The sequence below is a fragment of the Natrinema sp. CRL1 genome (genome assembly GCF_059162405.1).
Window position 1 is genome coordinate 110,746 of record NZ_JBLVOY010000004.1, and the last position, 19,373, is coordinate 130,118.

Annotated in this window: 22 protein-coding genes; 16 read left to right on the top strand and 6 right to left on the bottom strand. The window is 64.9% G+C overall.

Going from position 1 to position 19,373, the window contains the following annotated elements:
* Nucleotides 1-21 precede the first annotated feature (21 nt).
* From ACJYUO_RS14685 to ACJYUO_RS14695, 3 genes are all read right to left on the bottom strand, one after another.
* Nucleotides 22-315 carry a DUF424 domain-containing protein gene (locus ACJYUO_RS14685; protein ID WP_494346105.1) on the bottom strand — a complete coding sequence of 98 codons (294 nt, stop codon included), beginning with the start codon at nt 313-315 and terminating at the stop codon, nt 22-24.
* Between the two features lie 4 nt (nt 316-319).
* A complete protein-coding gene (locus ACJYUO_RS14690) occupies nt 320-1,291 on the bottom strand; it encodes a tetratricopeptide repeat protein (RefSeq protein ID WP_494346106.1) in 972 nt (323 codons plus the stop codon).
* Between the two features lie 88 nt (nt 1,292-1,379).
* Nucleotides 1,380-3,005: a hydroxysqualene dehydroxylase gene (locus ACJYUO_RS14695; RefSeq protein ID WP_494346107.1), complete on the bottom strand. Its 1,626-nt coding sequence runs from the start codon at nt 3,003-3,005 to the stop codon at nt 1,380-1,382.
* A gap of 120 nt (nt 3,006-3,125) precedes the next feature.
* Here ACJYUO_RS14695 and thpR point away from each other — a divergent pair, with 120 nt between their 5' ends.
* Both thpR and ACJYUO_RS14705 read left to right on the top strand, forming a co-directional pair.
* A complete protein-coding gene (gene thpR / locus ACJYUO_RS14700; RefSeq protein ID WP_494346108.1) occupies nt 3,126-3,683 on the top strand; it encodes an RNA 2',3'-cyclic phosphodiesterase in 558 nt (185 codons plus the stop codon).
* A gap of 139 nt (nt 3,684-3,822) precedes the next feature.
* Nucleotides 3,823-4,806 carry a hypothetical protein gene (locus ACJYUO_RS14705; RefSeq protein WP_494346109.1) on the top strand — a complete coding sequence of 328 codons (984 nt, stop codon included), beginning with the start codon at nt 3,823-3,825 and terminating at the stop codon, nt 4,804-4,806.
* A gap of 64 nt (nt 4,807-4,870) precedes the next feature.
* Here ACJYUO_RS14705 and ACJYUO_RS14710 read toward each other — a convergent pair whose 3' ends face one another.
* Nucleotides 4,871-5,797, bottom strand: coding sequence for a M48 family metallopeptidase (locus ACJYUO_RS14710; protein ID WP_494346110.1), 927 nt, complete (start codon nt 5,795-5,797; stop codon nt 4,871-4,873).
* Nucleotides 5,798-6,072: 275 nt separating this feature from the next.
* Here ACJYUO_RS14710 and ACJYUO_RS14715 point away from each other — a divergent pair, with 275 nt between their 5' ends.
* The 3 genes from ACJYUO_RS14715 to ACJYUO_RS14725 are packed head-to-tail and all read left to right on the top strand — an operon-like array spanning nt 6,073 to nt 7,174.
* Nucleotides 6,073-6,225 carry a 50S ribosomal protein L39e gene (locus ACJYUO_RS14715; RefSeq protein WP_004267621.1) on the top strand — a complete coding sequence of 51 codons (153 nt, stop codon included), beginning with the start codon at nt 6,073-6,075 and terminating at the stop codon, nt 6,223-6,225.
* Between the two features lie 2 nt (nt 6,226-6,227).
* Nucleotides 6,228-6,506 carry a 50S ribosomal protein L31e gene (locus tag ACJYUO_RS14720; RefSeq protein WP_006184873.1) on the top strand — a complete coding sequence of 93 codons (279 nt, stop codon included), beginning with the start codon at nt 6,228-6,230 and terminating at the stop codon, nt 6,504-6,506.
* Between the two features lie 2 nt (nt 6,507-6,508).
* Nucleotides 6,509-7,174: a translation initiation factor IF-6 gene (locus tag ACJYUO_RS14725; RefSeq protein ID WP_494346111.1), complete on the top strand. Its 666-nt coding sequence runs from the start codon at nt 6,509-6,511 to the stop codon at nt 7,172-7,174.
* 154 nt (nt 7,175-7,328) lie between these two features.
* Here ACJYUO_RS14725 and ACJYUO_RS14730 read toward each other — a convergent pair whose 3' ends face one another.
* Nucleotides 7,329-7,640 carry an ASCH domain-containing protein gene (locus ACJYUO_RS14730; protein WP_494346112.1) on the bottom strand — a complete coding sequence of 104 codons (312 nt, stop codon included), beginning with the start codon at nt 7,638-7,640 and terminating at the stop codon, nt 7,329-7,331.
* 151 nt (nt 7,641-7,791) lie between these two features.
* Between ACJYUO_RS14730 and rpl18a the strand changes: the two genes are divergently transcribed.
* The 7 genes from rpl18a to ACJYUO_RS14765 all read left to right on the top strand — a co-directional run bounded on the left by rpl18a (nt 7,792) and on the right by ACJYUO_RS14765 (nt 14,672).
* Nucleotides 7,792-7,968, top strand: a complete 177-nt coding sequence (rpl18a, locus tag ACJYUO_RS14735) for a 50S ribosomal protein L18Ae (protein WP_006432150.1) — start codon at nt 7,792-7,794, stop codon at nt 7,966-7,968.
* Nucleotides 7,965-8,411 carry a prefoldin subunit alpha gene (pfdA, locus tag ACJYUO_RS14740; protein WP_494346113.1) on the top strand — a complete coding sequence of 149 codons (447 nt, stop codon included), beginning with the start codon at nt 7,965-7,967 and terminating at the stop codon, nt 8,409-8,411. The genes rpl18a and pfdA overlap by 4 nt, the downstream gene beginning before the upstream one ends.
* Nucleotides 8,412-8,439: 28 nt before the next feature.
* On the top strand, nt 8,440-10,101 hold the full coding sequence (gene ftsY, locus ACJYUO_RS14745) for a signal recognition particle-docking protein FtsY (protein WP_494346114.1): 1,662 nt from the start codon (nt 8,440-8,442) through the stop codon (nt 10,099-10,101).
* 62 nt (nt 10,102-10,163) lie between these two features.
* On the top strand, nt 10,164-10,796 hold the full coding sequence (locus ACJYUO_RS14750) for a hypothetical protein (RefSeq protein WP_494346115.1): 633 nt from the start codon (nt 10,164-10,166) through the stop codon (nt 10,794-10,796).
* Between the two features lie 312 nt (nt 10,797-11,108).
* Nucleotides 11,109-12,809: a nitrite/sulfite reductase gene (locus ACJYUO_RS14755; RefSeq protein ID WP_494346116.1), complete on the top strand. Its 1,701-nt coding sequence runs from the start codon at nt 11,109-11,111 to the stop codon at nt 12,807-12,809.
* Nucleotides 12,799-14,406 carry a Coenzyme F420 hydrogenase/dehydrogenase, beta subunit C-terminal domain gene (locus ACJYUO_RS14760; protein ID WP_494346117.1) on the top strand — a complete coding sequence of 536 codons (1,608 nt, stop codon included), beginning with the start codon at nt 12,799-12,801 and terminating at the stop codon, nt 14,404-14,406. Before ACJYUO_RS14755 ends, ACJYUO_RS14760 begins: the two co-directional genes overlap by 11 nt.
* 104 nt (nt 14,407-14,510) lie before the next feature.
* A complete protein-coding gene (locus ACJYUO_RS14765) occupies nt 14,511-14,672 on the top strand; it encodes a hypothetical protein (protein ID WP_494346118.1) in 162 nt (53 codons plus the stop codon).
* 30 nt (nt 14,673-14,702) lie between these two features.
* Here the strand turns inward: ACJYUO_RS14765 and ACJYUO_RS14770 are convergent, their stop codons facing one another.
* Nucleotides 14,703-15,662 (bottom strand): AEC family transporter, encoded by a 960-nt coding sequence (locus tag ACJYUO_RS14770; RefSeq protein WP_494346119.1) that lies wholly within the window; start codon nt 15,660-15,662, stop codon nt 14,703-14,705.
* Between the two features lie 200 nt (nt 15,663-15,862).
* Here ACJYUO_RS14770 and ACJYUO_RS14775 point away from each other — a divergent pair, with 200 nt between their 5' ends.
* The 4 genes from ACJYUO_RS14775 (at nt 15,863) to ACJYUO_RS14790 (ending at nt 19,368) form a co-directional block, all read left to right on the top strand.
* Nucleotides 15,863-16,990 (top strand): 60S ribosomal export protein NMD3, encoded by a 1,128-nt coding sequence (locus tag ACJYUO_RS14775; protein ID WP_494346120.1) that lies wholly within the window; start codon nt 15,863-15,865, stop codon nt 16,988-16,990.
* Nucleotides 16,987-18,153 carry a class I SAM-dependent methyltransferase gene (locus ACJYUO_RS14780; protein ID WP_494346121.1) on the top strand — a complete coding sequence of 389 codons (1,167 nt, stop codon included), beginning with the start codon at nt 16,987-16,989 and terminating at the stop codon, nt 18,151-18,153. The genes ACJYUO_RS14775 and ACJYUO_RS14780 overlap by 4 nt, the downstream gene beginning before the upstream one ends.
* Before the next feature lie 40 nt (nt 18,154-18,193).
* Nucleotides 18,194-18,316: a hypothetical protein gene (locus tag ACJYUO_RS14785; protein ID WP_494346122.1), complete on the top strand. Its 123-nt coding sequence runs from the start codon at nt 18,194-18,196 to the stop codon at nt 18,314-18,316.
* Between the two features lie 188 nt (nt 18,317-18,504).
* Nucleotides 18,505-19,368 (top strand): aldo/keto reductase, encoded by an 864-nt coding sequence (locus ACJYUO_RS14790; protein WP_494346123.1) that lies wholly within the window; start codon nt 18,505-18,507, stop codon nt 19,366-19,368.
* Nucleotides 19,369-19,373 lie beyond the last annotated feature (5 nt).

Genomic DNA, 19,373 nt, shown 5'->3' on the forward strand with positions numbered 1-19,373 from the left:
GCTTGCGGTATGGGCGACCGCTTAGGACATCCAAAGCAACTGCGCGTGCAACGTCTGGCCAACCTCGAGGACGTTCGCCTCGTCGACGAACCCCTCCTCGACGGCGAGTTCGACGGCACGAGTGCCGACGATATTGGCGACCGCTGCGCGGGCGAGGCTCTCGACCACCGCGTTCTCGTCGACCGTCTCGCCGCCGTAGAACTCCTCGGTGACGGTCAGGGAGAGGTCGCCCTCCTCGAAGGTCTCGCCGAGGACGTCCTCGTCGCAGACGGCGACCAGCAGCCCCTCCTCGGTCTCGCGTTCGTTGACGATCATCCGATTACTCGCGTTCCCGCTCGCTCTCCTCGTCGTCGGCGGATTCGATGCCAAGGTCGGCGACACCGAGGTCGTCCAAGCCGATGTCGCCCCCGCGAGGCGGCTGGCGGCCCGCGCCGCGGCCGCCGCGACCGGCTCCGGTACCAGCACCACCGCGACCCGCTCCGGCACCGCCGCGTCCAGCGCCAGCACCGCGGCCGGCCCCGGCACCCCCAGCGCCCTGGCCCATCATCTCCTCGCGGTCGTCGATCATCTCCTGTTCGGCCTGTTCGCGCATCTCGTTTGCCTCCTCGGCGATCTCTTCGGCCTCGTCGAACTCGCCGAGTTCCTCGAGGATCTCGGCTTTCGTCTCGAGGACCTTGGCGTTGCGCAGCCCCAGCCGGATCGCGTTGTCGACGCAGTTCAGCGCCTCCTCGGAGAGGCCCCGCTCCGAGAGGAAGAAGGCGCGGTTGAACCAGCCCGCGGCGAAGCGCTCGTCGATCTCGATGGCCTTCTCGGCGTGTTCTAGGGCCTCGGTCGTCTCGCCGAACTCCCAGAGGGCGTAGGCGAGGTTCGTCTCGGCGGTCGCGGCGTGCTCGCTCGAGTCGTCGATCTGCAGGGCCTCGCGATGGGCACCGATCGCCTCGTCCCACTCCTCGAGTTCGCCGTGGGCGACGCCCTTGTTGACCCACGCCTCTTGCTCGAGCTTGTCGTCCTCGGCGTAGCGGGCGGTCCGCTCGAAGGCGTCGGTGGCCTGCTCGTAGCGGTTGATCTGCATGTAGTTCAGCCCGACATCGAGCAGTTCGCTGGCGTCGACCTCGTCCTGATCGATGTTGTGCTGGTCGAGCGTGTCGGTGACGACGCGGGAGTCGACGGGGTCGACCTTCGACGGATCGACGCCGAGTTCCGGCGGATCCAGATCGAACTCGTCGTACGGATCGCCGAATCCCTCTCCTTCGGAGAAGTGATGATCGCTGTCGTCGTCTCGGTCGGTCATTATCCGAATGTGGCGGTGACGACTGTTAAGGCCTGCGACCCGGGTAGCACCGCGTTGTGTCGGCGTTCGGATCGGCGGCCGCTAGGACTTACACCCGTCCACCGAGGCGTCTGGTGACGCCCCGCAGCGACTGCGTTACTTCCGCCGGGTGGGGAAGCCCGAGCCGATAGCGGAGTTGATCTTGCCGTTTGAGCGGCTCGAACACCGCGGGTTCCTCGAGGTCCCAGATCGCCGCCCGGTCCCGAATCCCGCGGCGCTCGAAGATAGCGTTCGCCGCGCGCCGGCCGGCCTCGGTGGCCGACTCCATCGAGGCAAGATCCGAGTTCGTTCGCACGTAGTCACTCGCCAGCGCGAGGTTCCCCACGCCGACGTTGGCCGGCGGCCGGTTGCGCAACGAACCCACGGTGTTGATCAGCAGCGGCGAGCGGTTTTCGACGCCGGTCTCCGTTTCGACGATCGACGGATCGAGGAACCACTCGACGAGCATCTCGTCGCGCAAGCGGTCGTCGGGCCCGTTCAGGTGGGCTTTCAGTTGCGCCCAGATCTCCTCGGCGATCTCCTCGCGCGTACACTCGCGCGCCGGCTTCTCGTGGCGAATTCCCGGTGTGTCCCAATCCGAGGCGATGACCGAGAGGACTCCCCTCACTTCGTCGGGACCGCGATGCTCGAGGTCGACGCCCGTCCAGAACTGCCGCTGTGAGATCGAGGTCAGCGCCCACGGGGAGTCGGTGTAGACCTGATGGCCGCGGGTCAGTTCGATGTCGTCGGTGAGATAGAACTGGATCCCGTTCATCCACGCCGTCTCGAGCCGCTCGATCCGGGCCAGTTCGGGCGCGGCCCGGCCGAGTTCCGGCGTGACGAACTCGGGGGCGACCTCGACCGGCACCGCGAGGACGTAGTCGTCCGCGGTCACCGTCCGCCCGTCGGCCAGCGTCGCTCCGGTAATCCGCCGGCCGTCGAACTCGAGCCCCCGTGCGGGGGTATTCGGCCGGAACTCGACGCCGAGGCGCTCGAGGTAGTCGACCCACGGCTCGATCCACGCCTCGGTCGTCGGCGCGTTCAAGACGCGCTCGGTCGGCGAGCTCGGATCGAGTTGGCCGAACAGCAACTGCAGGTAGATCGTCCCGACCGTGCGGGCGCTGCCGACCTGCGGCCGGAGCGCGACCAGCGCCTGCGTGGCGTAGGCGAGCCGGTCGCGGAACGCCTGCGACCGGTACTCGGCGTCGATGAACTCCCACCACGAGATATCATCGAGTTCGCCCTCCCGGCGATCATCGCAGGCGGTCAGCAGGTAGAGGAGTCGCTCGAGCAGGAAGCGAACGTCCGCCCGGGGCAGGTCCTCGGCGAACGCGGGTCGAAGCGCCTCGAGCCAGCCCCGCACCGTGTCGGGCGTGCGCGTCTCGGCGATCCGGCTCGGCCCCGTCGAACTCGCGATCAGGGTCGCCTCGGTTTCGACGAGGTTGTCCGCGACAGTCCCAGTCCCGTCCGGAATCCGCTCCATCGTGTCGATGACGTGCCGGTAAAAGGCCGGGAAGAACCGGAAGCCGTGTTCGCCGTGTAAGGCGGTCGGCTCGTCCGCGATCGGCATCGATCGGGCCTTCCCGCCGAAGCGGTCGTTCGCCTCGAAGACGGTCACCGCGAACCCGCGCTCGGCGAGTTCGTGGGCCGCGGAGAGGCCACCGATCCCGCCGCCGAGGACGACAACGTCTGTCATTGACCTCTCTCAGCGCGCGACAGAAATAACGGGCGTCCCTAACCACGAATCGAGCCCCAACCTGCCGTCCGCTCCCCGACTCCCGTTACCCTTGAGTGCACCGCTCTCGAGCACTCCCGTATGCGACTGTTCGTCAGCGTCGACCTCCCCGACGACCTCGCGGAACCGGTCGCCGACCTGCAAGACGAGTTCGCCGACGCCGGCGGGCTCACTTTCACCGATCCCGAGCAGGCCCACATCACGATGAAATTTCTCGGTACTGTAGACGAGAACCGACTGCCCGACCTCGAGCGGGAACTCGCCGCGGCCATCGAGGATGCGGACATCAACCCCTTTTCCGTCCGCTACGGCGGGCTGGGCGTCTTTCCGAGTCTCGACTACATCAGCGTCGTCTGGCTGGGCGTCGAGGACGGCGGCGAGGAACTCACGCGACTCCACGAGGCCGTCGAGAATCGGACGACGGCGATGGGGTTCGACGCCGAGGACCACAACTTCACCCCTCACGTCACGCTCGCGCGGATGGAACACGCCGGAGGGAAAGAACTGGTCCAGGAACTCGTTAGTGAGCGCGATCCGACGGTCGGCGAGACGCAAGTCGAGGCGATCCGCCTGACCGAGAGCACGCTCACCGACGAGGGGCCGGTCTACTCGACGGTCGAATCGTTCCCGCTCGAGTGACGGCAGCTTCCTTCCACCCGTCTGTTTCTAGCAGAGCGACAGTCTCCCGAAGGTGAGGATTAGCCTGCCGTTCCGGGCGATAGTCAGGAAATACAGAACGGGGTATCAAGGCGGCGTTCGGCGTAGCGAATCCGGTACCATGGGCACCGGACTCGAGGATGGACCGACCGAGCGTGCGGGCGGTCGGTGGCGGGTCACTCGGCGGGAGGCCCTCGCCGCGGTCGGGGGCGCGGCGCTCGCCTCGTCGGTCGGCACGTCGAAGACGGCGACCGACCGCGGCGACGCACCCGTTCGCGTCCGGGTTTATCCCGGCGACGTGCCGCTGCAGGCCCGGCTGCGCTACGGCCTCGGCGAACTGCGTCGCGAGTGGCCGACCCCGCTCCGCGACGCCGTTGGGGCCATCGACGCCGCCTTCGAGCAGGTGCTCGCGTACGCCGGCGAGCGCGCACGCCTCGAGTCCCTCGAGATCAGCGTCGAGCGCGGCGACCCGATCTGGTTTCCGCCCTCGGAGATGCCGCTGTCAACCGACGCCGTGATACCCTCGCTCGAGGGGCTGCTCGACCGATTTCGGAATCGATTGCGGAAACGCGACGCGCTCACCGGCCGGGCCTGTCACGTCCTCCTGTGCTGGTCGCCGCTGAATTACCGGGTCGGATACGGCGGGACGCTGTCGCCGAACTCTCTTACTGGCGTAGCCGCCGACGGCAACGATGACGAATCGGCGGGCGGCGACGCACAGACGGTCGCCAACGTCGGCGCGACCGAGGTCTGGGACTCTCGAGCGGTGACCCGAAATATGGCGATCCACGAGACGATGCATACGTTTCTCCCGGACGATATCGTCGAGTCGATCGGCGAAGCCTACTGCGATCACGAACTCGGGACGGCAGTGCGAACCGACGCGGACACGCTGGAGGTGTCGCCGATCGCAACAGCCTACGCCGGTCCGGACCGGATCGGTGGCGGCACCCGCTTTCACGGCACCGGCTGCTGCGATCGGAGTCGGTTCGTTCGCCACGACAGCAACGAAGGCATCGAAAACTGGACCTACACGACCGAACTCAGCGACGCCACGTGCGAGGGGGTAACGCGCTTTCTCGAGCGGCGATTCGCAACATCGTAGCAAAGATCAGTGTTTTCAAAATGTCCACAATCACCCCGCGTTTGACTGCCGCTTTACCGATCCATTATATCTCGTAGTCAGAGATCAACTCAAGTCTCTTTTCAGTGGATGGATGCGTTCGAAAGAACTGGAAGCGGAGTAGCGGAGACGATTTTTGAAGCGACCACGGAGAAGGATCGCTGTTGTCTTCATCCCAGTAGGTAAACGGTTCCTCGTCATCGGTCCGCGACTCGAAGGGGAGAATCGATAGCGACGACACTGAGTGGACAGATCGAAGATCCTCCGTCGGCATCGTCTCGATCCGCCGATCCAACGTCTGGAGAGCACTTGCCAGTGGTCCAGCTGAGCCGGTAACTTCAACAGCAGCCCGATCCGCGGCGAGCTCTCGAGTTCGGGAGCAAACGGCAACGATCCCCTGTGTGATCAGCATCCCTATGAGACCGACGATCGTGAGAAGGATGGCAGTAGTCAAATCACGGTCTGACAGCTCCGGGAACCGAGCGACAAGCCCAGCTGCCAGTACTGTTGGGACCGATATGACGGTCATTACTATGGCGTCGCGATTCTTCACGTGTGCGAGTTCGTGAGCGATAACAGCCTCGAGTTCGTTCTCACTGAGTGCCTCGAGCGTTCCAGTCGAAAGAATAAGCCGGGTTGCCGTTGGCCGAACGCCGACGACCATTGCCTCAGGGACAGGGCTGTCCGAAACCGCGACAGTCGGGACCGGGATGCCAAGCATCGAAGCAACTCGATTCACCGTTGCGTGAAGTTCAGGGTATTCTTCAACTGACACCGGTGTTGCAGTTGTAGCTCGTTCGATTGTGGTTGGGCCGCGATACTCGAGGACTATAATTCCGAGAAGTAATACACACGTTGGAACAATCGAAAGGAGCGTCGCAGTCGAGAAGGAGACGCGAAAGAACAGGAGAATACCGACGAAGACTCCCCAGATAGCAGCGACGAACGCGATAGTTGCTGCGAGCAACAGCATCAACGAGAGGATCATTCGCAAAATGAGTGATCGTTTTATCGAACTGCCCATTAGTTACGAGAATAAATTGACACTACTTTTTTATATCGGTGATGGACGCCTCGCCGATAGGGACTGATGCTACTGACAAATGTGATCAGACACCTCGTACAATAGATTTCTCTACAGCTGTCAGCTAGTCCGTAGAAGACAGCCATTTCGCGGGAGAGTATCAGAAGTGGTCTCCCGGTAAGATGGACAAGATTTTAAGCCAGCACGGGCTACGTCGGGCTACTATGGGTAAGAAATCGAAGGGCAAGAAGAAGCGACTTGCCAAACTCGAGAACCAGAACAGCCGCGTGCCGGCTTGGGTTATGATGAAGACGGACATGGAAGTCCAGCGGAACCCGAAGCGACGCAACTGGCGGCGTAACGACACCGACGAGTAACGATGAGTGCAAGTGATTTCGAGGAACGCGTCGTTACCGTTCCGCTGCGAGACGTCAAGAAGGGAGCCAACCACGAGGCCGCCGACTACGCGATGCGCCTGGTCCGCGAGCACCTCGCGAAACACTTCGCGGTCGACGAGGACGCCATCCGCCTGGACCCCTCGATCAACGAGGAAGTCTGGTCGAACGGGCGCTCCAACCCGCCGCGAAAGCTGCGCGTCCGCGCGGCTCGCTTCGACGAAGAGGGTGAAGCCGTCGTCGAGGCCGAGGTCGCAGACTAAACTTGCAGCGCCTCGCATTCGCCGGGTCGGCCTACGTCGGCGTCTTCGCCCGTGCGACCGACTCGTGCGTACTCGTTCGCCACGACGTCGACGACGACGTTGCCGCCGACCTGTCCGACGAACTCGAGGTGCCCGCCATCCAGACGACCGTCGGCGGCTCCTCGACGGTCGGCGCGCTAGCCACGGGCAACGAAAACGGGCTGCTCGTCAGCTCTCGGGTCCTCGAGTACGAACGCGAGGCCCTCGAGGACGCGGTCGACGTACCCGTCAACGAGTTGCCGGGCAACATCAACGCCGCCGGCAACGTCGTGCTCGCGAACGACTACGGGGCGTACGTCCACCCAGACCTGCCCCGCGAGGCGACCCAGATCGTCAAAGACACGCTCGAGGTGCCGATCGAACGCGGCGACCTCGCCGGGGTCAGGACCGTCGGTACCGCCGCGGTGGCGACGAACACCGGCGTGCTCTGTCACCCGAAAGCGACCGACGAAGAACTCGACGTCCTCGAAGCGGCACTGGACGTCAGAGCGGATGTCGGCACCGTCAACTACGGCGCGCCGCTGGTCGGCTCCGGGCTGATCGCCAACGAGGCCGGCTACGTGGTCGGCGAGGACACGACCGGACCAGAACTGGGCCGGATCGAAGACGCGCTGGGCTATCTCGACTGAGTCGCTGCCGATCGATTTCTCGGTAGCGTCGTCCGTTTCTCGTCGCGCTCTGTACGCCGACTCGAGCGGCATCGCTCGCCGCAGGCGGCGACGCCCACGCCAGCTCCCGTTTTGGGGATCGATCCCAATTCGCTTGCTCTCGATTTCACCCTCCTTATCGCCGCTCGAACCGATGTAAGACGACATCGCTGTCGTCATCCCACTCGAAGTCCTCGTGGGCGCGCTCGAGCAGTCGCTCGTAGGCCTCCAGATTCTCCATCCCTTCGGCCCGTGCGTCCTCGTCGGTCAGATCCCCGAGCGTGCGCTCGCGAATATCGGTCACTTCGAAGGTCGTCCCGTCGATCGCGAACGTATCTCCTTCCTCGGCGTACTGGTGGCCGCGGTGGATCTGTGTGACGTCGCCCTCGAGGACCTGCCCCTGCATTCGATCGCTCGGCAACAACTCGCCTGGGTCGAGTTCGCTCATGATCCCGGCTTCGACCCGGCGCGGTAAAATCGTTGACCCTCCGCTCGTCGGGAAACCGGCGAGCAGGGCAGGTCTCTCGACATCCCGTGGGGGATACGGCCCTCCGAATGGGAAGGGAAGATTCTTCCGACTGCCTGCCGGAAGGACAGACATGAGTCAATTTACGGTCAGTGGTCGGTTCAAGAGCCGCGACGGCTTCGCGGAGTTCGAGACGTCGATCGACGCCGAAAACGAGAACGTCGCCCGCGAACACACCTACACCCAGCTCGGCAGCCAGCACGGGCTCAAGCGTACCGAAATCGAACTCGAGGAGGTAACCCAACAATGAGTCAGCAGCAACTGCAGCAACTGTCCCAGGAGCTTCAGGAGATCGAAGAACAGATCGAAGGCCTCCAGACGAACGTCGAGGCCGTCCAGCAGGAGAAGACCGAAGTCGACGAGGCCATCGAAGCGCTCGGCTCGCTCGAGACCGGCTCGACGGTGCAGATGCCCCTCGGCGGCGGCGCGTACCTCCGAACCACGATCGAGAACATCGACGAGGTCATCGTCGATCTCGGTGCCGATTACGCCGCGGAGTTCGAGGAAGACGACGCCGTCGACGCCCTCGAAAACAAGAAAGAACACCTCGACGAGCAGATCGACGAACTCAACGAGGAGATCGCCGAACTCGAGACCGAGAGCAGCGAACTCGAGCAGCAGGCCCAGCAGCTCCAACAGCAGGCGATGCAACAGCAGATGCAGGGCATGGGCCAGGGCCAGCCCGACGAATAACGCGGCGTAGGGACCCCCATCGATACCCATGTTCGACAACCTGAAGGATAAACTCGGTAGCTTCCGCGACGACGCGGAAGAAGCCGCCGAGGAGAACGTCGAGGAAGTCGACGAGGACGACCTCGAGGACGAAGAGCTCGAGGCGGTCGAGCCGGACACAGCGGCGGCCTCGGCGGACGCGGAAGCGACCGATACTACCGCCGACCCGGCAGCGGCCGAAACCGCCGACTCGGCGGCCCCGACAGCCGACAGCGAGCCGGAGGCGGAGGTAGAGTCGGAGCCCGAACCGGAATCGGAGGCGGGAACGACGACCGAGTCTGCGACCGCGGATGCGGCCGAATCTGCTGGGCAGGAGCCGACGGCCGAGTCCGACCACGGGTCTCTCGAGTCCGACGAATCCGAGCCAGCGACGGATGAAGCGGCATCCGACGAATCCGACGACGAGGAGACTGTTTCCGACGACGAATCCGTCGACGAGGCCGAGGACGACGCCGATGACGGCGAACGGACCGGGCTTGGTGCTCGAGCGCGGTCTCTCTTTTCGGGCTCGTCGGACGACACAGAGCCGGACACGGACGAGACGGCTCCCGACGAGGAGCCGGCCGAGACGCCCGCCGTCGACGAGGCGGCCGCCGATACAGCGACCGCGGACGACGCGTCGGCTGGAACGGAGCCCTCCGAGATGGGGGCAGTCGAGACGGCGACTGGCGACGGAGAAACCGCCGACATCGCGGCCGACGAGGAGGTGTCATCCGAGACCGCGGCCGACGACGCGACCGAGGAAGCCGACGACGGCAGCACCGGCTTCGGTGCCAAGGCCAAGTCTCTCGTCAAGGGGAAGTTCGTCATCGAAGAAGAGGACCTCGAGGGGCCGCTGCACGAACTCGAGATGGCGCTGCTCTCGAGCGATGTCGAGATGGGCGTCGCCGAGGAGATCCTCGACAACATCCGCGACGAACTGGTCGGCGAGACGCGGACGTTTACGACCTCGACCGGCGAGGTCGTCGAGGAGGCGCTGCACAACGCGATCTACGACGTGATCAGCGTCGGCCAGTTCGACTTTGACGAGCGCATCGCCATCGAGGACAAGCCCGTCACCATCATCTTCACCGGCGTCAACGGCGTCGGGAAGACCACCTCGATCGCCAAGATGAGCCGCTACTTCGAGGAACGAGGTTACTCGACGGTGATGGCCAACGGCGACACCTACCGTGCCGGGGCCAACGAGCAGATCCAAGAGCACGCCGACGCGCTTGACACGAAGTGCATTAGCCACGAGCAGGGCGGTGACCCGGCGGCGGTGCTGTACGACGCCGTCGAGTACGCCGAGGCAAACGACATCGATGTCGTCCTCGGCGACACGGCGGGTCGGCTCCACACCGACGAGGGCCTGATGGACCAACTCGAGAAGATCGGCCGCGTCGTCGACCCTGATATGACGCTGTTCGTCGACGAGGCCGTCGCCGGACAGGACGCAGTCAATCGCGCTCGCGAGTTCAACGAGGCCGCCGAAATCGACGGTGCGATCCTGACGAAGGCCGACGCCGACTCCAACGGCGGTGCGGCCATCTCGGTCGCCCACGTCACCGGGAAACCGATCCTGTTCCTCGGCATTGGGCAGGGGTACGACGACTTAGAGCGGTTCGACCCCGACGAGATGATCGACCGGTTGCTGGCCGACGAGGATTAGCACGTCTCGTCAACGGTTCGTGATTTCAGAAGACACTTATTATCGGTTTGAGAAGTTAGTGTATGAACCGCCCTCGCTCTCGGCGAACGCTGCTCGCGTCGATAGCGACGACCGCAGCGGTCGGGACGGGCGGGTTCGAGTACGACTCGAGTGGCGTGTCCGGGACGGCTCTCGAGGACGGAATCGTCCCCGCGGACCAATACGAGTGTAGCGACGTCGATCGCCCCGAACCCGACCCGACGACCGACGCGGACGCACTCGAGCCCCGAACGTACCCGTGGCCGCCGTCGGAGACGAGTGCCGGTAAGGACGGCGAGTCGCCGGAGAGTGCGTCGTCGCTGGTGTACGGTGCGAGCCGGTACGTGGCGTCGTTCGAACGGGCGTATCGACGGAACGCGTTTCTAGACCGGTATCAGTCCGCAACGCGGACTTTCGACCTGCAGCGAACGGCGTATCGAACGGTCCCGATCGGATCGGAGGCAAGCCGAGAAGCCGTATTGGTCGCGCTCCGGTACGACGTGACGATGGGGACGCAACCGAACGCCGTCACCCCGCGTGACGAGTGGGACGTCCGAGTTACCTACTATCTCGACGAGCGGCTGCTGCTCCGAGCGCGGTACAACGGCGTTACCGAGGGACTCGCGATCGATCCCGACCCGCGAACGCACGGCGACCTCGTCGCGTGTTTCGACTGAGATTTCCGCATTCACTGTGGTCCATCGCTACAGGTGATTGTTGCCGGGATCACCGACGCATATATCACCGGCAGTGGCTCTCGAGGGCGCGTCCCCACGTCTGCCGGCGGTTTTTCGCCGGCTCCGTCGTCGATAGCCGAATAAGGTGGTAATATTTTCCGATGAAAACGACCAACGTCATGATTCGCCGAGTTACGGGGGTGTATAGGTGTGGGGTGGTATTACCCGCTAAACAATGGTCCTTCAAAAGAGCAGTCAGAACGCCGAAAGCGTAGGTATTTCTGACTTCGCACGAACCACGAGGTGGTTCGCGTGAATACGACGGAACAATACAAACAGAACAAGCACCCGCTCGACGTTATCGACGACGTCTACGACTACGCCGACGACGAGCTTTCCTTCGAGGAGATCGAGGAACGCGCCGGCGGCGGCGAGTGGGAGCGGCTGAAGTGGGCCGGCATGTACGCCCAGAAGCAAGAGGGATACTTCATGATCCGGACGAAGGTCCCCGGCGGGAAACTCACGCCGGAGCAGGCCGAAGTGATCGGCGAGGTCACCGACGACCTCGCGGTCGCCCCCGAGGAGTACGGTGGGGCAGAGCAGAACGAACTCTGGGGCGACGCCTACCTCGACATCACGACCCGACAGGACATCCAGAAACACTGGATCCGCGTCGAGGACGTCCCCGAGATGTGGGAGCGCTACGACGAGGTCGGCCTGACGACCGTTCAGGGCTGTGGTGACTCGGCCCGGAACGTGCTGGGCTGCCCCGCGGCCGGACTCGACGACCACGAGTGTTTCAACGCACAGCCGGTCATCGAGGCCGTCTCGGACTTCTTCACCGAGAACCGCGAGTACGCCAACCTCCCGCGGAAGTTCAAGATCACGATCACCGGCTGTGCCCACGACTGCGCCCAGTCCCAGATCAACGACGTGGGGCTCGTTCCCGCGAAAAAGGAGATCGACGGCGAGTACCTCTACGGCTTCCACGCCCGCGTCGGCGGCGGCCTCTCCGACGGCCCGCGAATGGGCTCCGAACTCGACGTCTTCATCCGACCCGAAGACACCGTCGAGTTCTGTCGCGCCGTCGCCCAGACGTTCAAGGAACTCGGCGACCGCAACAACCGCGGCGTCTGCCGCATGCGCTACCTCGTCGAGCAGATGGGCCCCGAGAAGTTCGAGGAAGCCATCCGCGATCGCTGTACGCTCGACCTGCCGACCGGCGGCGAGAACCTGACCGTCGGCTATCAGGGCGACCACGTCGGCGTCCACGAGCAGAAACAGGACGGGCTCAACTACGTCGGCTTCAACGTCATCGCCGGCCGCATGGGCGGCGACGAGTTCGCCGCTGCGGCCCGCGCCGCCGAGAAATACGGCACCGAGGACGCGTCCGTGCGTCTGGCGACCGATCAGAACTTCCTGATCACCCACATTCCCGACGAGAACGTCGACGACCTGCTGGCTGAGCCGTTCGCACAGGAGTACAGCCCCGATCCGGGGCCGTTCTCCCGCGGCGCGGTCGGCTGTACGGGCAACGAGTTCTGTAACTACGCCATCATCGAGACGAAAAAGCGCACCAAGCGCTGGGCCCGCGAGCTCGACGACCGCATCGACGTGCCCGACGACATCGAGGCCATCCGGATGCACATGTCCGGCTGCTCGGCCTCCTGTGCCCAGCCCCAGATCGCCGACATCGGCTTCCGCGGCGAGACCGTCAAACTCGAGGACGAGAACTCCACCAACGCCGAGGGCGACAACATCGTCGAAGGGATGGACTTCGGCCTCGGTGGTTCGCTCGGTGCCGACAACGAGTTCCTCGACTGGGTCGAGAACGCCGTCCCCGCCGATTCCGTGATTCCGGCACTCGAGCAACTGTTCGATGCCTACTCGGCGGACCGCGACGAGGGCGAGAAGTTCTACGAGTGGTGTCGCGGCGTCGACAACGGGCAGCTTCGGTCGATCATGCAAGACGCGGACGCGCCGGTTGCACGAGGTGTTGCCCATGGGGACTAACGGCGAAGACGAACGCCGCTTCCCCCGCGTTCCTGATTCAGAGGACGATGACGACGCCGTCATGGTCCCCGAAGCCGGCAGCGGTGAGTCTCGCTCTCGAGAGGGAACCGACCACGCTCGAGAGGGCGCAATCGCGACGGACGGCGGTGCCGACGGCGAGAGCTGCTCGCCGAACACCTGTACCTGCGGCGAGAAGACCGCTGAACCGGCGGCCGAATCGACCGGCGACAAGCCCGTCGCCACCGACGGCGCGGGCGTCGCCAACGTCGACGAGATGGGCGAACTCGGCGACCTCGAGTTCACCGAGCCCGCCGAGAACGTCAGTCAGGACGTCTACGACGACTCGCCGGACACCCGCGTCGGGATTCCGGAGGGCGTCGATCTGGACACGCCGGAGTACTCGATCCGGTCGCGGATGAACGACATCGAGACGCCGGACGAGAAGACGTGGTTCATGGAACTGGACGAGGCCGTCATCGACGAGGGCCGGTGTATCCAGTGTGGGACCTGTGTCGCCGCCTGCCCGTCGGATTCGATCGGGATCGGCGACGACGGCCACCCGGAACTGGTCAAGATGTGTACCGGCTGTTCGATGTGTTGGGACTTCTGTCCCCGCGGCGGCCTGCGCTACGAGCGCCAGTGGAAGATCACCGGCGGCGAGGACAACGTCAAGGGCGCGGGCGACCCGATCACGGAGTTCTCCGCGAAGGTCGAGGACGACTGGACCGACCAGGCCCAGGACGGCGGCGTCGTCACCGGCATCCTCTCGACGCTGCTCGAGGAGGGCGAGATCGACGGCGCGCTCGTCGCGACCGAGAGCGAGGAAGAAGAGTGGAAAGCCGAGAGCTATCTCGCGACGACGACCGAGGAACTCATCGCAAACGCCGGCACCGTCTACAACCAGACGATGGCGCTTGGCAACCTCGACCTCGGCCAGTGGGAGCACAAGCTCCCCGACAAGTCCTGGGACGAACTCAGCATCGCGATCGTCGGCACGCCGTGTGAGATCGAGGGCATCCGCGCCCTGCAGGACTTCGAGTGGGACTATCAGGGCCACGAGGAGGGCATCCGCGCGGTCGACTACACGATCGCGCTGATGTGTACGAAGAACTTCAACTACCACAGCCTCATGGGCGAGCAGTTAGAGGAGCAACGCGGCATCTCGCCGTCGGAAATCGGCAAGATGGACGTCCTCAACGGCAAGATGATGGTCTACGACCACGAGGGCGAGATGATCGTCGAGGAAGACATCGAGAACTTCCACGACGCCGCGCTCAAGGGCTGTGACGAGTGTGCCGACTTCACCGGCTTCTGTTCGGACATCACCGTCGGTTCCGTCGGGAGTTCCGACGAGTACTCGAGCGTCATCATCCGAACCGAGACGGGGATGGACGCGTGGGAGCTGACCGAGCCGAATCTGGACTACCACGACCTCGAGGACAAGTCCGCGGTCGGCAAGCTCCAGGGTTGGGACAAAAAGAAGGCCTTCGAGAGCCTCGAGCGTCCCTTCGACCCCGACGCGCCGCGCTTTATCGAGTACACCGACCACGCCGAGAACTACGGGACCACGCTGAACCCGCACGACGACGGTCACTAACGGTCGACCAACGGCCGCGTCGCATCGGTTTCAGTTTCGGACACGATTTTTGCGCCGCTGGAAGCAGCCGAAGAGACTTCAGTACTTGTCAGCTAGTTCTCAGTATGCGCGTTCCAGTGAATCGACTCGGCGTTCTGGGAATTTTCGGAATTATCGGCGTCTGGACGAACGAGCCAGCGCTGTACGGCCTCTTTGCGCTGTTCGTGCTCTTCGCCACCGACCGGACCATCCGGCTCCCGATCAGCGACGACGGACCGACTGAGTGACGCCGCGAGGCCGGTCGTCGGCTCCCCGGCTCAGATGACGACGCCGGACTGGAGAATCGCGATCAGCACGGTCAACACCGGGATCGCCAACAGCGTCGTGAGGAAGACACACGTCGAGACGTACTCGGAGACGAGCACCCCGTCAGTGCGGGCGCTGCCGGCGAACTCGATGGCCAGAATCAGCGGCGTCACGGCGGCGGGCATTGCCGTCTCGAGCACGAACACGCGCGCGACGGTCGGGTTGTCGAAGCCGATGAGGAGCGCGACGCCGAGCCCGACGACGGGTGCGACGCCCATCTTGAGGGCCGTCGCGGGCCACGCACGCGAGACCGCCGAGGCGGTGTCGGCCCGGGCGAGTTGAATGCCGAGAATGAGCAACATGAGCGGGATCGAAGAGTCCCCGACGAGTTGGAGCGTTTCCATCGCCGCCGCGTCCGCGGGCGGGACCAGATCCAGCGCTCGTGCGACCAGTGCCGCGATAACAGCGTAGACGAGCGGGATGTAGAACACCCGACGGACGCCCTCGAGACCGGCCGAACCGCTGCTCCGGGAGGCGACGTAGACGCCGACGGTGTACATCAGCACGGACTGGACCGAGAGGAAGAGGACCGCGGTCTGGCGGCCGACCTCGCCGAACGCGAAGTCGGAGACGGGAATGCCGAGGTTCCCCGAGTTACAGAAGATCGCGACGAGGACGAGCCCGCTCAACGCCGGCTCTCGCTCGCCAGTAGCGCGGCCGACGGCCTCGGCGATTCCCCACATAGCCGCGGTGAAAGCCCCGATACCGATCGTCACCCGCAGGAGCGTCGACGCCGCGAGTTCCGTAACGGCGAGGCTGTGAAAGACCAGCGCGGGTGCCAGCACGTAGACTACGGCCGTGTTCAGCGGCTCCGGGTTGATCTCCTTGACCGTGGCCAGCACGTAACCGACGGCCGCGATGGCGACGATCGGACCGATCGCGGAGCCGAAGATCGCGACGAGGTCCGCCATCGATCAACGCTCGCCCCCGCGGCGAGCTGGTCGACTCGAGCAAGCCATCGATCGGGCGACAATCGCGTCCTGCATTACGCGGCGTGATACTCCCCGGACGTGATATGTGGCTTGCGATTGCGGACACGATGTCCGTACGGGCGATTATCTCGAGTCGGGAGAACGGGTTCCTTAACTCCGTGAGACCCCAAACGGGGCCAATGAGTGAATCGCGTGCGTTCTGTCCCCGATGTGGGGACCCAGTTCCCGAGCGGTCGGCGAGCGACGCGAACGATCCGTTGCGACCCGGTGCGGAGGTCGAACTCTGTGATGCCTGTTACTTCGAGGACTTCGACTTCGTGGACGCTCCGGACCGGATCGACGTTCGCGTCTGTTCCCGCTGCGGTGCGGTCTACCGGGGCAACCGGTGGGTCGACGTCGGTGCGGAAGATTACACCGACATTGCGATCGAGGAAGTCAGCGAGGCGCTGGCCGTCCACGTCGACGTCGAGGACGTCGCGTGGCAGATCGACCCCGAGCAGGTCGACCAGAACACGATCCGGATGCACTGTTACTTCACGGGCGTGGTGCGGGGAACGCCGGTCGAGGAGCAGGTGACGGTACCGGTCAAGATCGCCCGCCAGACCTGTACCCGGTGTGGACGGATCGCCGGCGACTACTACGCCAGCATCGTCCAGATCCGCGCCGAGGATCGAACCCCAACGACCGAGGAGACCGATCGAGCGAAAGAAATCGCGAACCAAATCGTCGCCGATATGGAGGCGACGGGCGACCGCAACGCCTTCGTCACCGAGATCGGCGAAACTGACGACGGACTGAACGTCAAGGTCTCGACCAACAAGATCGGCAAGAAGATCTCGAACAAGATGATCGAGGAGTTCGGCGGCACCGTCAACGACGCCGAGACCCTCGTCACGGAAGACGAGGACGGCAACGAGGTCTATCGAGTTACGTTCGCCGTCCGCCTGCCGCCCTACACTCCCGGCAATATCATCGATCTCGCCGACGACGACGGCGGCCCAGTTCTCGTCCGCAGCGCCCGCGGCAACCTCAAGGGCGTCCGCGTGACGACTGGCGAGCGCTACGAGGCGAGCTACGAGGAGGGCAACTCCCCCGACGCGCGCAAACTCGGCGATCTCGAGGATGCGGCCGAAGCGACGGTCGTCACCGTCGAGGACGACAACGCGGTGCAGGTACTCGACCCCGAGACGTTTCAGGCCAAGACCGTCTCGCGGCCGGACTACTTCGATCCCGAGGCCGAGACCGTGCCCGTCCTGAAGAGCCGCGCCGGACTGCACGTTCTGCCCGACGAGGACGACGAGAGATGACTGACGAGGACGCAGCGGAGCCGTCGACGGACGAGGCCCTCGAGCCCGCGGCCGACGACGTCCTCGAGCGAGCGATATCCGACGGCCCGCTGGCCGCGGTCGTCGAGAAACCTCGAGCGGAGACGGCTACCGAGTCGCTGCGCGCCGAGGGGGTGTACGACGAGACGCGGCGCGTCCGCGAGGACGGCCCAGACAGGGTCGCGCTCCCGGTCACCGAGCCGCCAGCCGAAACCGACGTGCTCGAGGTCGTCCGGCAACTCGAGCCCGAGCCACGGAATCCGGATCTGGAAGCCCTGCTTGCCGATCGGGGCTGGAGTGAGGCCGACCTCGAGTCGGTGCCGGGCTCGTGGGCGGTGATCGGCTCGGTGATCCTCGTGACAGTGCCCGAGGGCTGTCCCGACGAGGCCGAACTGGGCGAGGCGCTGCTCGAACTCCACGGCGAGGCCGACAGCGTGCTGGCCGACGAGGGGATCGCGAACGACGGGCCGGCGGGGACCTACCGCGAGCCCCGCACCCGGCTCATCGCGGGCCAAGGGGACACGGAGACGATCCACACCGAACACGGAACGCGGTACGGACTCGACCCCGCGACGGTGATGTTCTCGCCGGGCAATCAGGCTGAGCGCGCCCGAATGGGCGACATCGGGAGCGACGACGAGCACGTCTTCGACATGTTCGCCGGCATCGGCTACTTCACGCTCCCGATGGCCCGGGCCGGCGCGAGAGTGACCGCGACTGAAATCAACCCGACCGCCTTCCGCTACCTGCTCGAGAACGCCGTGCTCAACGACGTCGACGACCGGGTCGACGCCTACATGACCGACTGTCGGGACCTCGCCGGGGAGATCGAGGCCGATCGGATCGTCATGGGCTACTACGGCAGTTCGGACGGCTCGAGCGCCGAGAACGAGAGTCCAGACGAGAGCGCGCGAACGGACGAAGCACACGACTTCCTCGCAGACGCCCTCGCGGCGCTCGTCCCCGGCGGCGTCGTCCACTACCACGAGGCGACCCCCGAGTCGCGGCTCTGGGACCGCCCGCTCGAGCGACTCGAGGCCGCCGGCACCGCCGCCGGGCGCGAACTCGAGGTACTCGAGAAACGCCGCGTAAAGAGCCACAGCGCGGGCGTCGCACACGTCGTCGTCGACGCGCGGTTCGCGTAGCGAGTCGCAAGCGGCCCGCGACTGGCTCGCGGCGGCGGTCGTGGGATTGATACACGCGGAGCGAATCCCGTTATCTATGGACAAGAATCAGCTCATCGCGCTCGTCTTCGCGGTACTCATGGTCTCCTCGATGGTGGCGTGGGGCGCGACGGCGATCTTCTGAGACCCCAACTGACCCGCTGGAGTTCACATTCACAGAGCGGAATCACGCCGGATAAACAGGAGCAGCGAGCCGGATATTCTCATCCCGAATCCGTGTCGACGACGGCCTCGAGCGCGCCGGCCGAGAATAACCGGCATTCCGTTCGGGGTAGCCTGCCCCTCAAGGGGCGCGAGGCTGTCGGTACGCCCGTGAGCAGCAACTCGATCACAAACGAGAGCGACACGTTCGAAATCGGCGATTCGACCGTCCACCGGCTGGGGTTCGGCGCGATGCGGCTCACCGGCGAGGACATCATCGGTGCACCCGACGACGAGGAGCTCGCACGCGAGGTCGTTCGACACGCCGTCGACTGCGGCGTCGATCTCATCGACACGGCCGACTCCTATGGCCCCGCTGCCAGCGAGCGACTCATTGGTGAGGCGATCGGCGACCCCGAGAACGTACTGGTCGCGACCAAGGCCGGGCTCCTGCGCAACCGCGACGGCGACTGGATTGCCCACGGCGATCCGGACTACATCCGGAATCAGGCGCTCACGTCGCTCGATCGGCTCCAGACCGACACCATCGACCTCTACCAGTTCCACCGGCCCGACGACGAGGACACCCCCTTCGAGGACTCCGTCGCGGCCTTCGCGGAACTCAAAGACGAGGGCGTCGTCAACGAGGTCGGCGTCAGCAACGTCTCCGCCGAACTCCTCGATCGAGCCCGCGAACAGGTCGAGATCGCGACCGTCCAGAACCGATACAACCTGAACGACCGCGGGAGTCAAGAGGTCCTCGAGATCTGTGACGACGAGGGCATCGGCTTCATCCCGTGGGCTCCGATCAACGGCGACGACCTGGACGAACACGGCGACCTCTTAGACGAAATCGCCGAGGAACACGACGCGACGCGCCGACAGGTCGGACTCGCGTGGCTGCTCGAGCGCTCCGAGGTCATCCTCCCGATTCCGGGCACGTCGGACCCGGACCACCTCGAGTCGAACGTCGCCGCCTCGCAGCTCTCGCTCGCCGAAGACGAGGTACAGCGACTGACCGAAGCGGCGGACTGAGCCCG

Coding starts and splice junctions, on each gene's coding strand:
- ACJYUO_RS14690 (WP_494346106.1), bottom strand. CDS start 1,291: ATGACCGACCGAGACGACGACAGCGATCATCACTTCTCCGAAGGAGAG.
- ftsY (WP_494346114.1), top strand. CDS start 8,440: ATGTTCGACAACCTGAAGGATAAACTCGGTAGCTTCCGCGACGACGCG.
- thpR (WP_494346108.1), top strand. CDS start 3,126: ATGCGACTGTTCGTCAGCGTCGACCTCCCCGACGACCTCGCGGAACCG.
- ACJYUO_RS14710 (WP_494346110.1), bottom strand. CDS start 5,797: ATGCTGTTGCTCGCAGCAACTATCGCGTTCGTCGCTGCTATCTGGGGA.
- ACJYUO_RS14715 (WP_004267621.1), top strand. CDS start 6,073: ATGGGTAAGAAATCGAAGGGCAAGAAGAAGCGACTTGCCAAACTCGAG.
- pfdA (WP_494346113.1), top strand. CDS start 7,965: ATGAGTCAGCAGCAACTGCAGCAACTGTCCCAGGAGCTTCAGGAGATC.
- ACJYUO_RS14775 (WP_494346120.1), top strand. CDS start 15,863: ATGAGTGAATCGCGTGCGTTCTGTCCCCGATGTGGGGACCCAGTTCCC.
- ACJYUO_RS14720 (WP_006184873.1), top strand. CDS start 6,228: ATGAGTGCAAGTGATTTCGAGGAACGCGTCGTTACCGTTCCGCTGCGA.
- ACJYUO_RS14780 (WP_494346121.1), top strand. CDS start 16,987: ATGACTGACGAGGACGCAGCGGAGCCGTCGACGGACGAGGCCCTCGAG.
- ACJYUO_RS14695 (WP_494346107.1), bottom strand. CDS start 3,005: ATGACAGACGTTGTCGTCCTCGGCGGCGGGATCGGTGGCCTCTCCGCG.
- ACJYUO_RS14705 (WP_494346109.1), top strand. CDS start 3,823: ATGGGCACCGGACTCGAGGATGGACCGACCGAGCGTGCGGGCGGTCGG.
- ACJYUO_RS14760 (WP_494346117.1), top strand. CDS start 12,799: ATGGGGACTAACGGCGAAGACGAACGCCGCTTCCCCCGCGTTCCTGAT.
- ACJYUO_RS14750 (WP_494346115.1), top strand. CDS start 10,164: ATGAACCGCCCTCGCTCTCGGCGAACGCTGCTCGCGTCGATAGCGACG.
- ACJYUO_RS14765 (WP_494346118.1), top strand. CDS start 14,511: ATGCGCGTTCCAGTGAATCGACTCGGCGTTCTGGGAATTTTCGGAATT.
- ACJYUO_RS14730 (WP_494346112.1), bottom strand. CDS start 7,640: ATGAGCGAACTCGACCCAGGCGAGTTGTTGCCGAGCGATCGAATGCAG.
- rpl18a (WP_006432150.1), top strand. CDS start 7,792: ATGAGTCAATTTACGGTCAGTGGTCGGTTCAAGAGCCGCGACGGCTTC.
- ACJYUO_RS14685 (WP_494346105.1), bottom strand. CDS start 315: ATGATCGTCAACGAACGCGAGACCGAGGAGGGGCTGCTGGTCGCCGTC.
- ACJYUO_RS14770 (WP_494346119.1), bottom strand. CDS start 15,662: ATGGCGGACCTCGTCGCGATCTTCGGCTCCGCGATCGGTCCGATCGTC.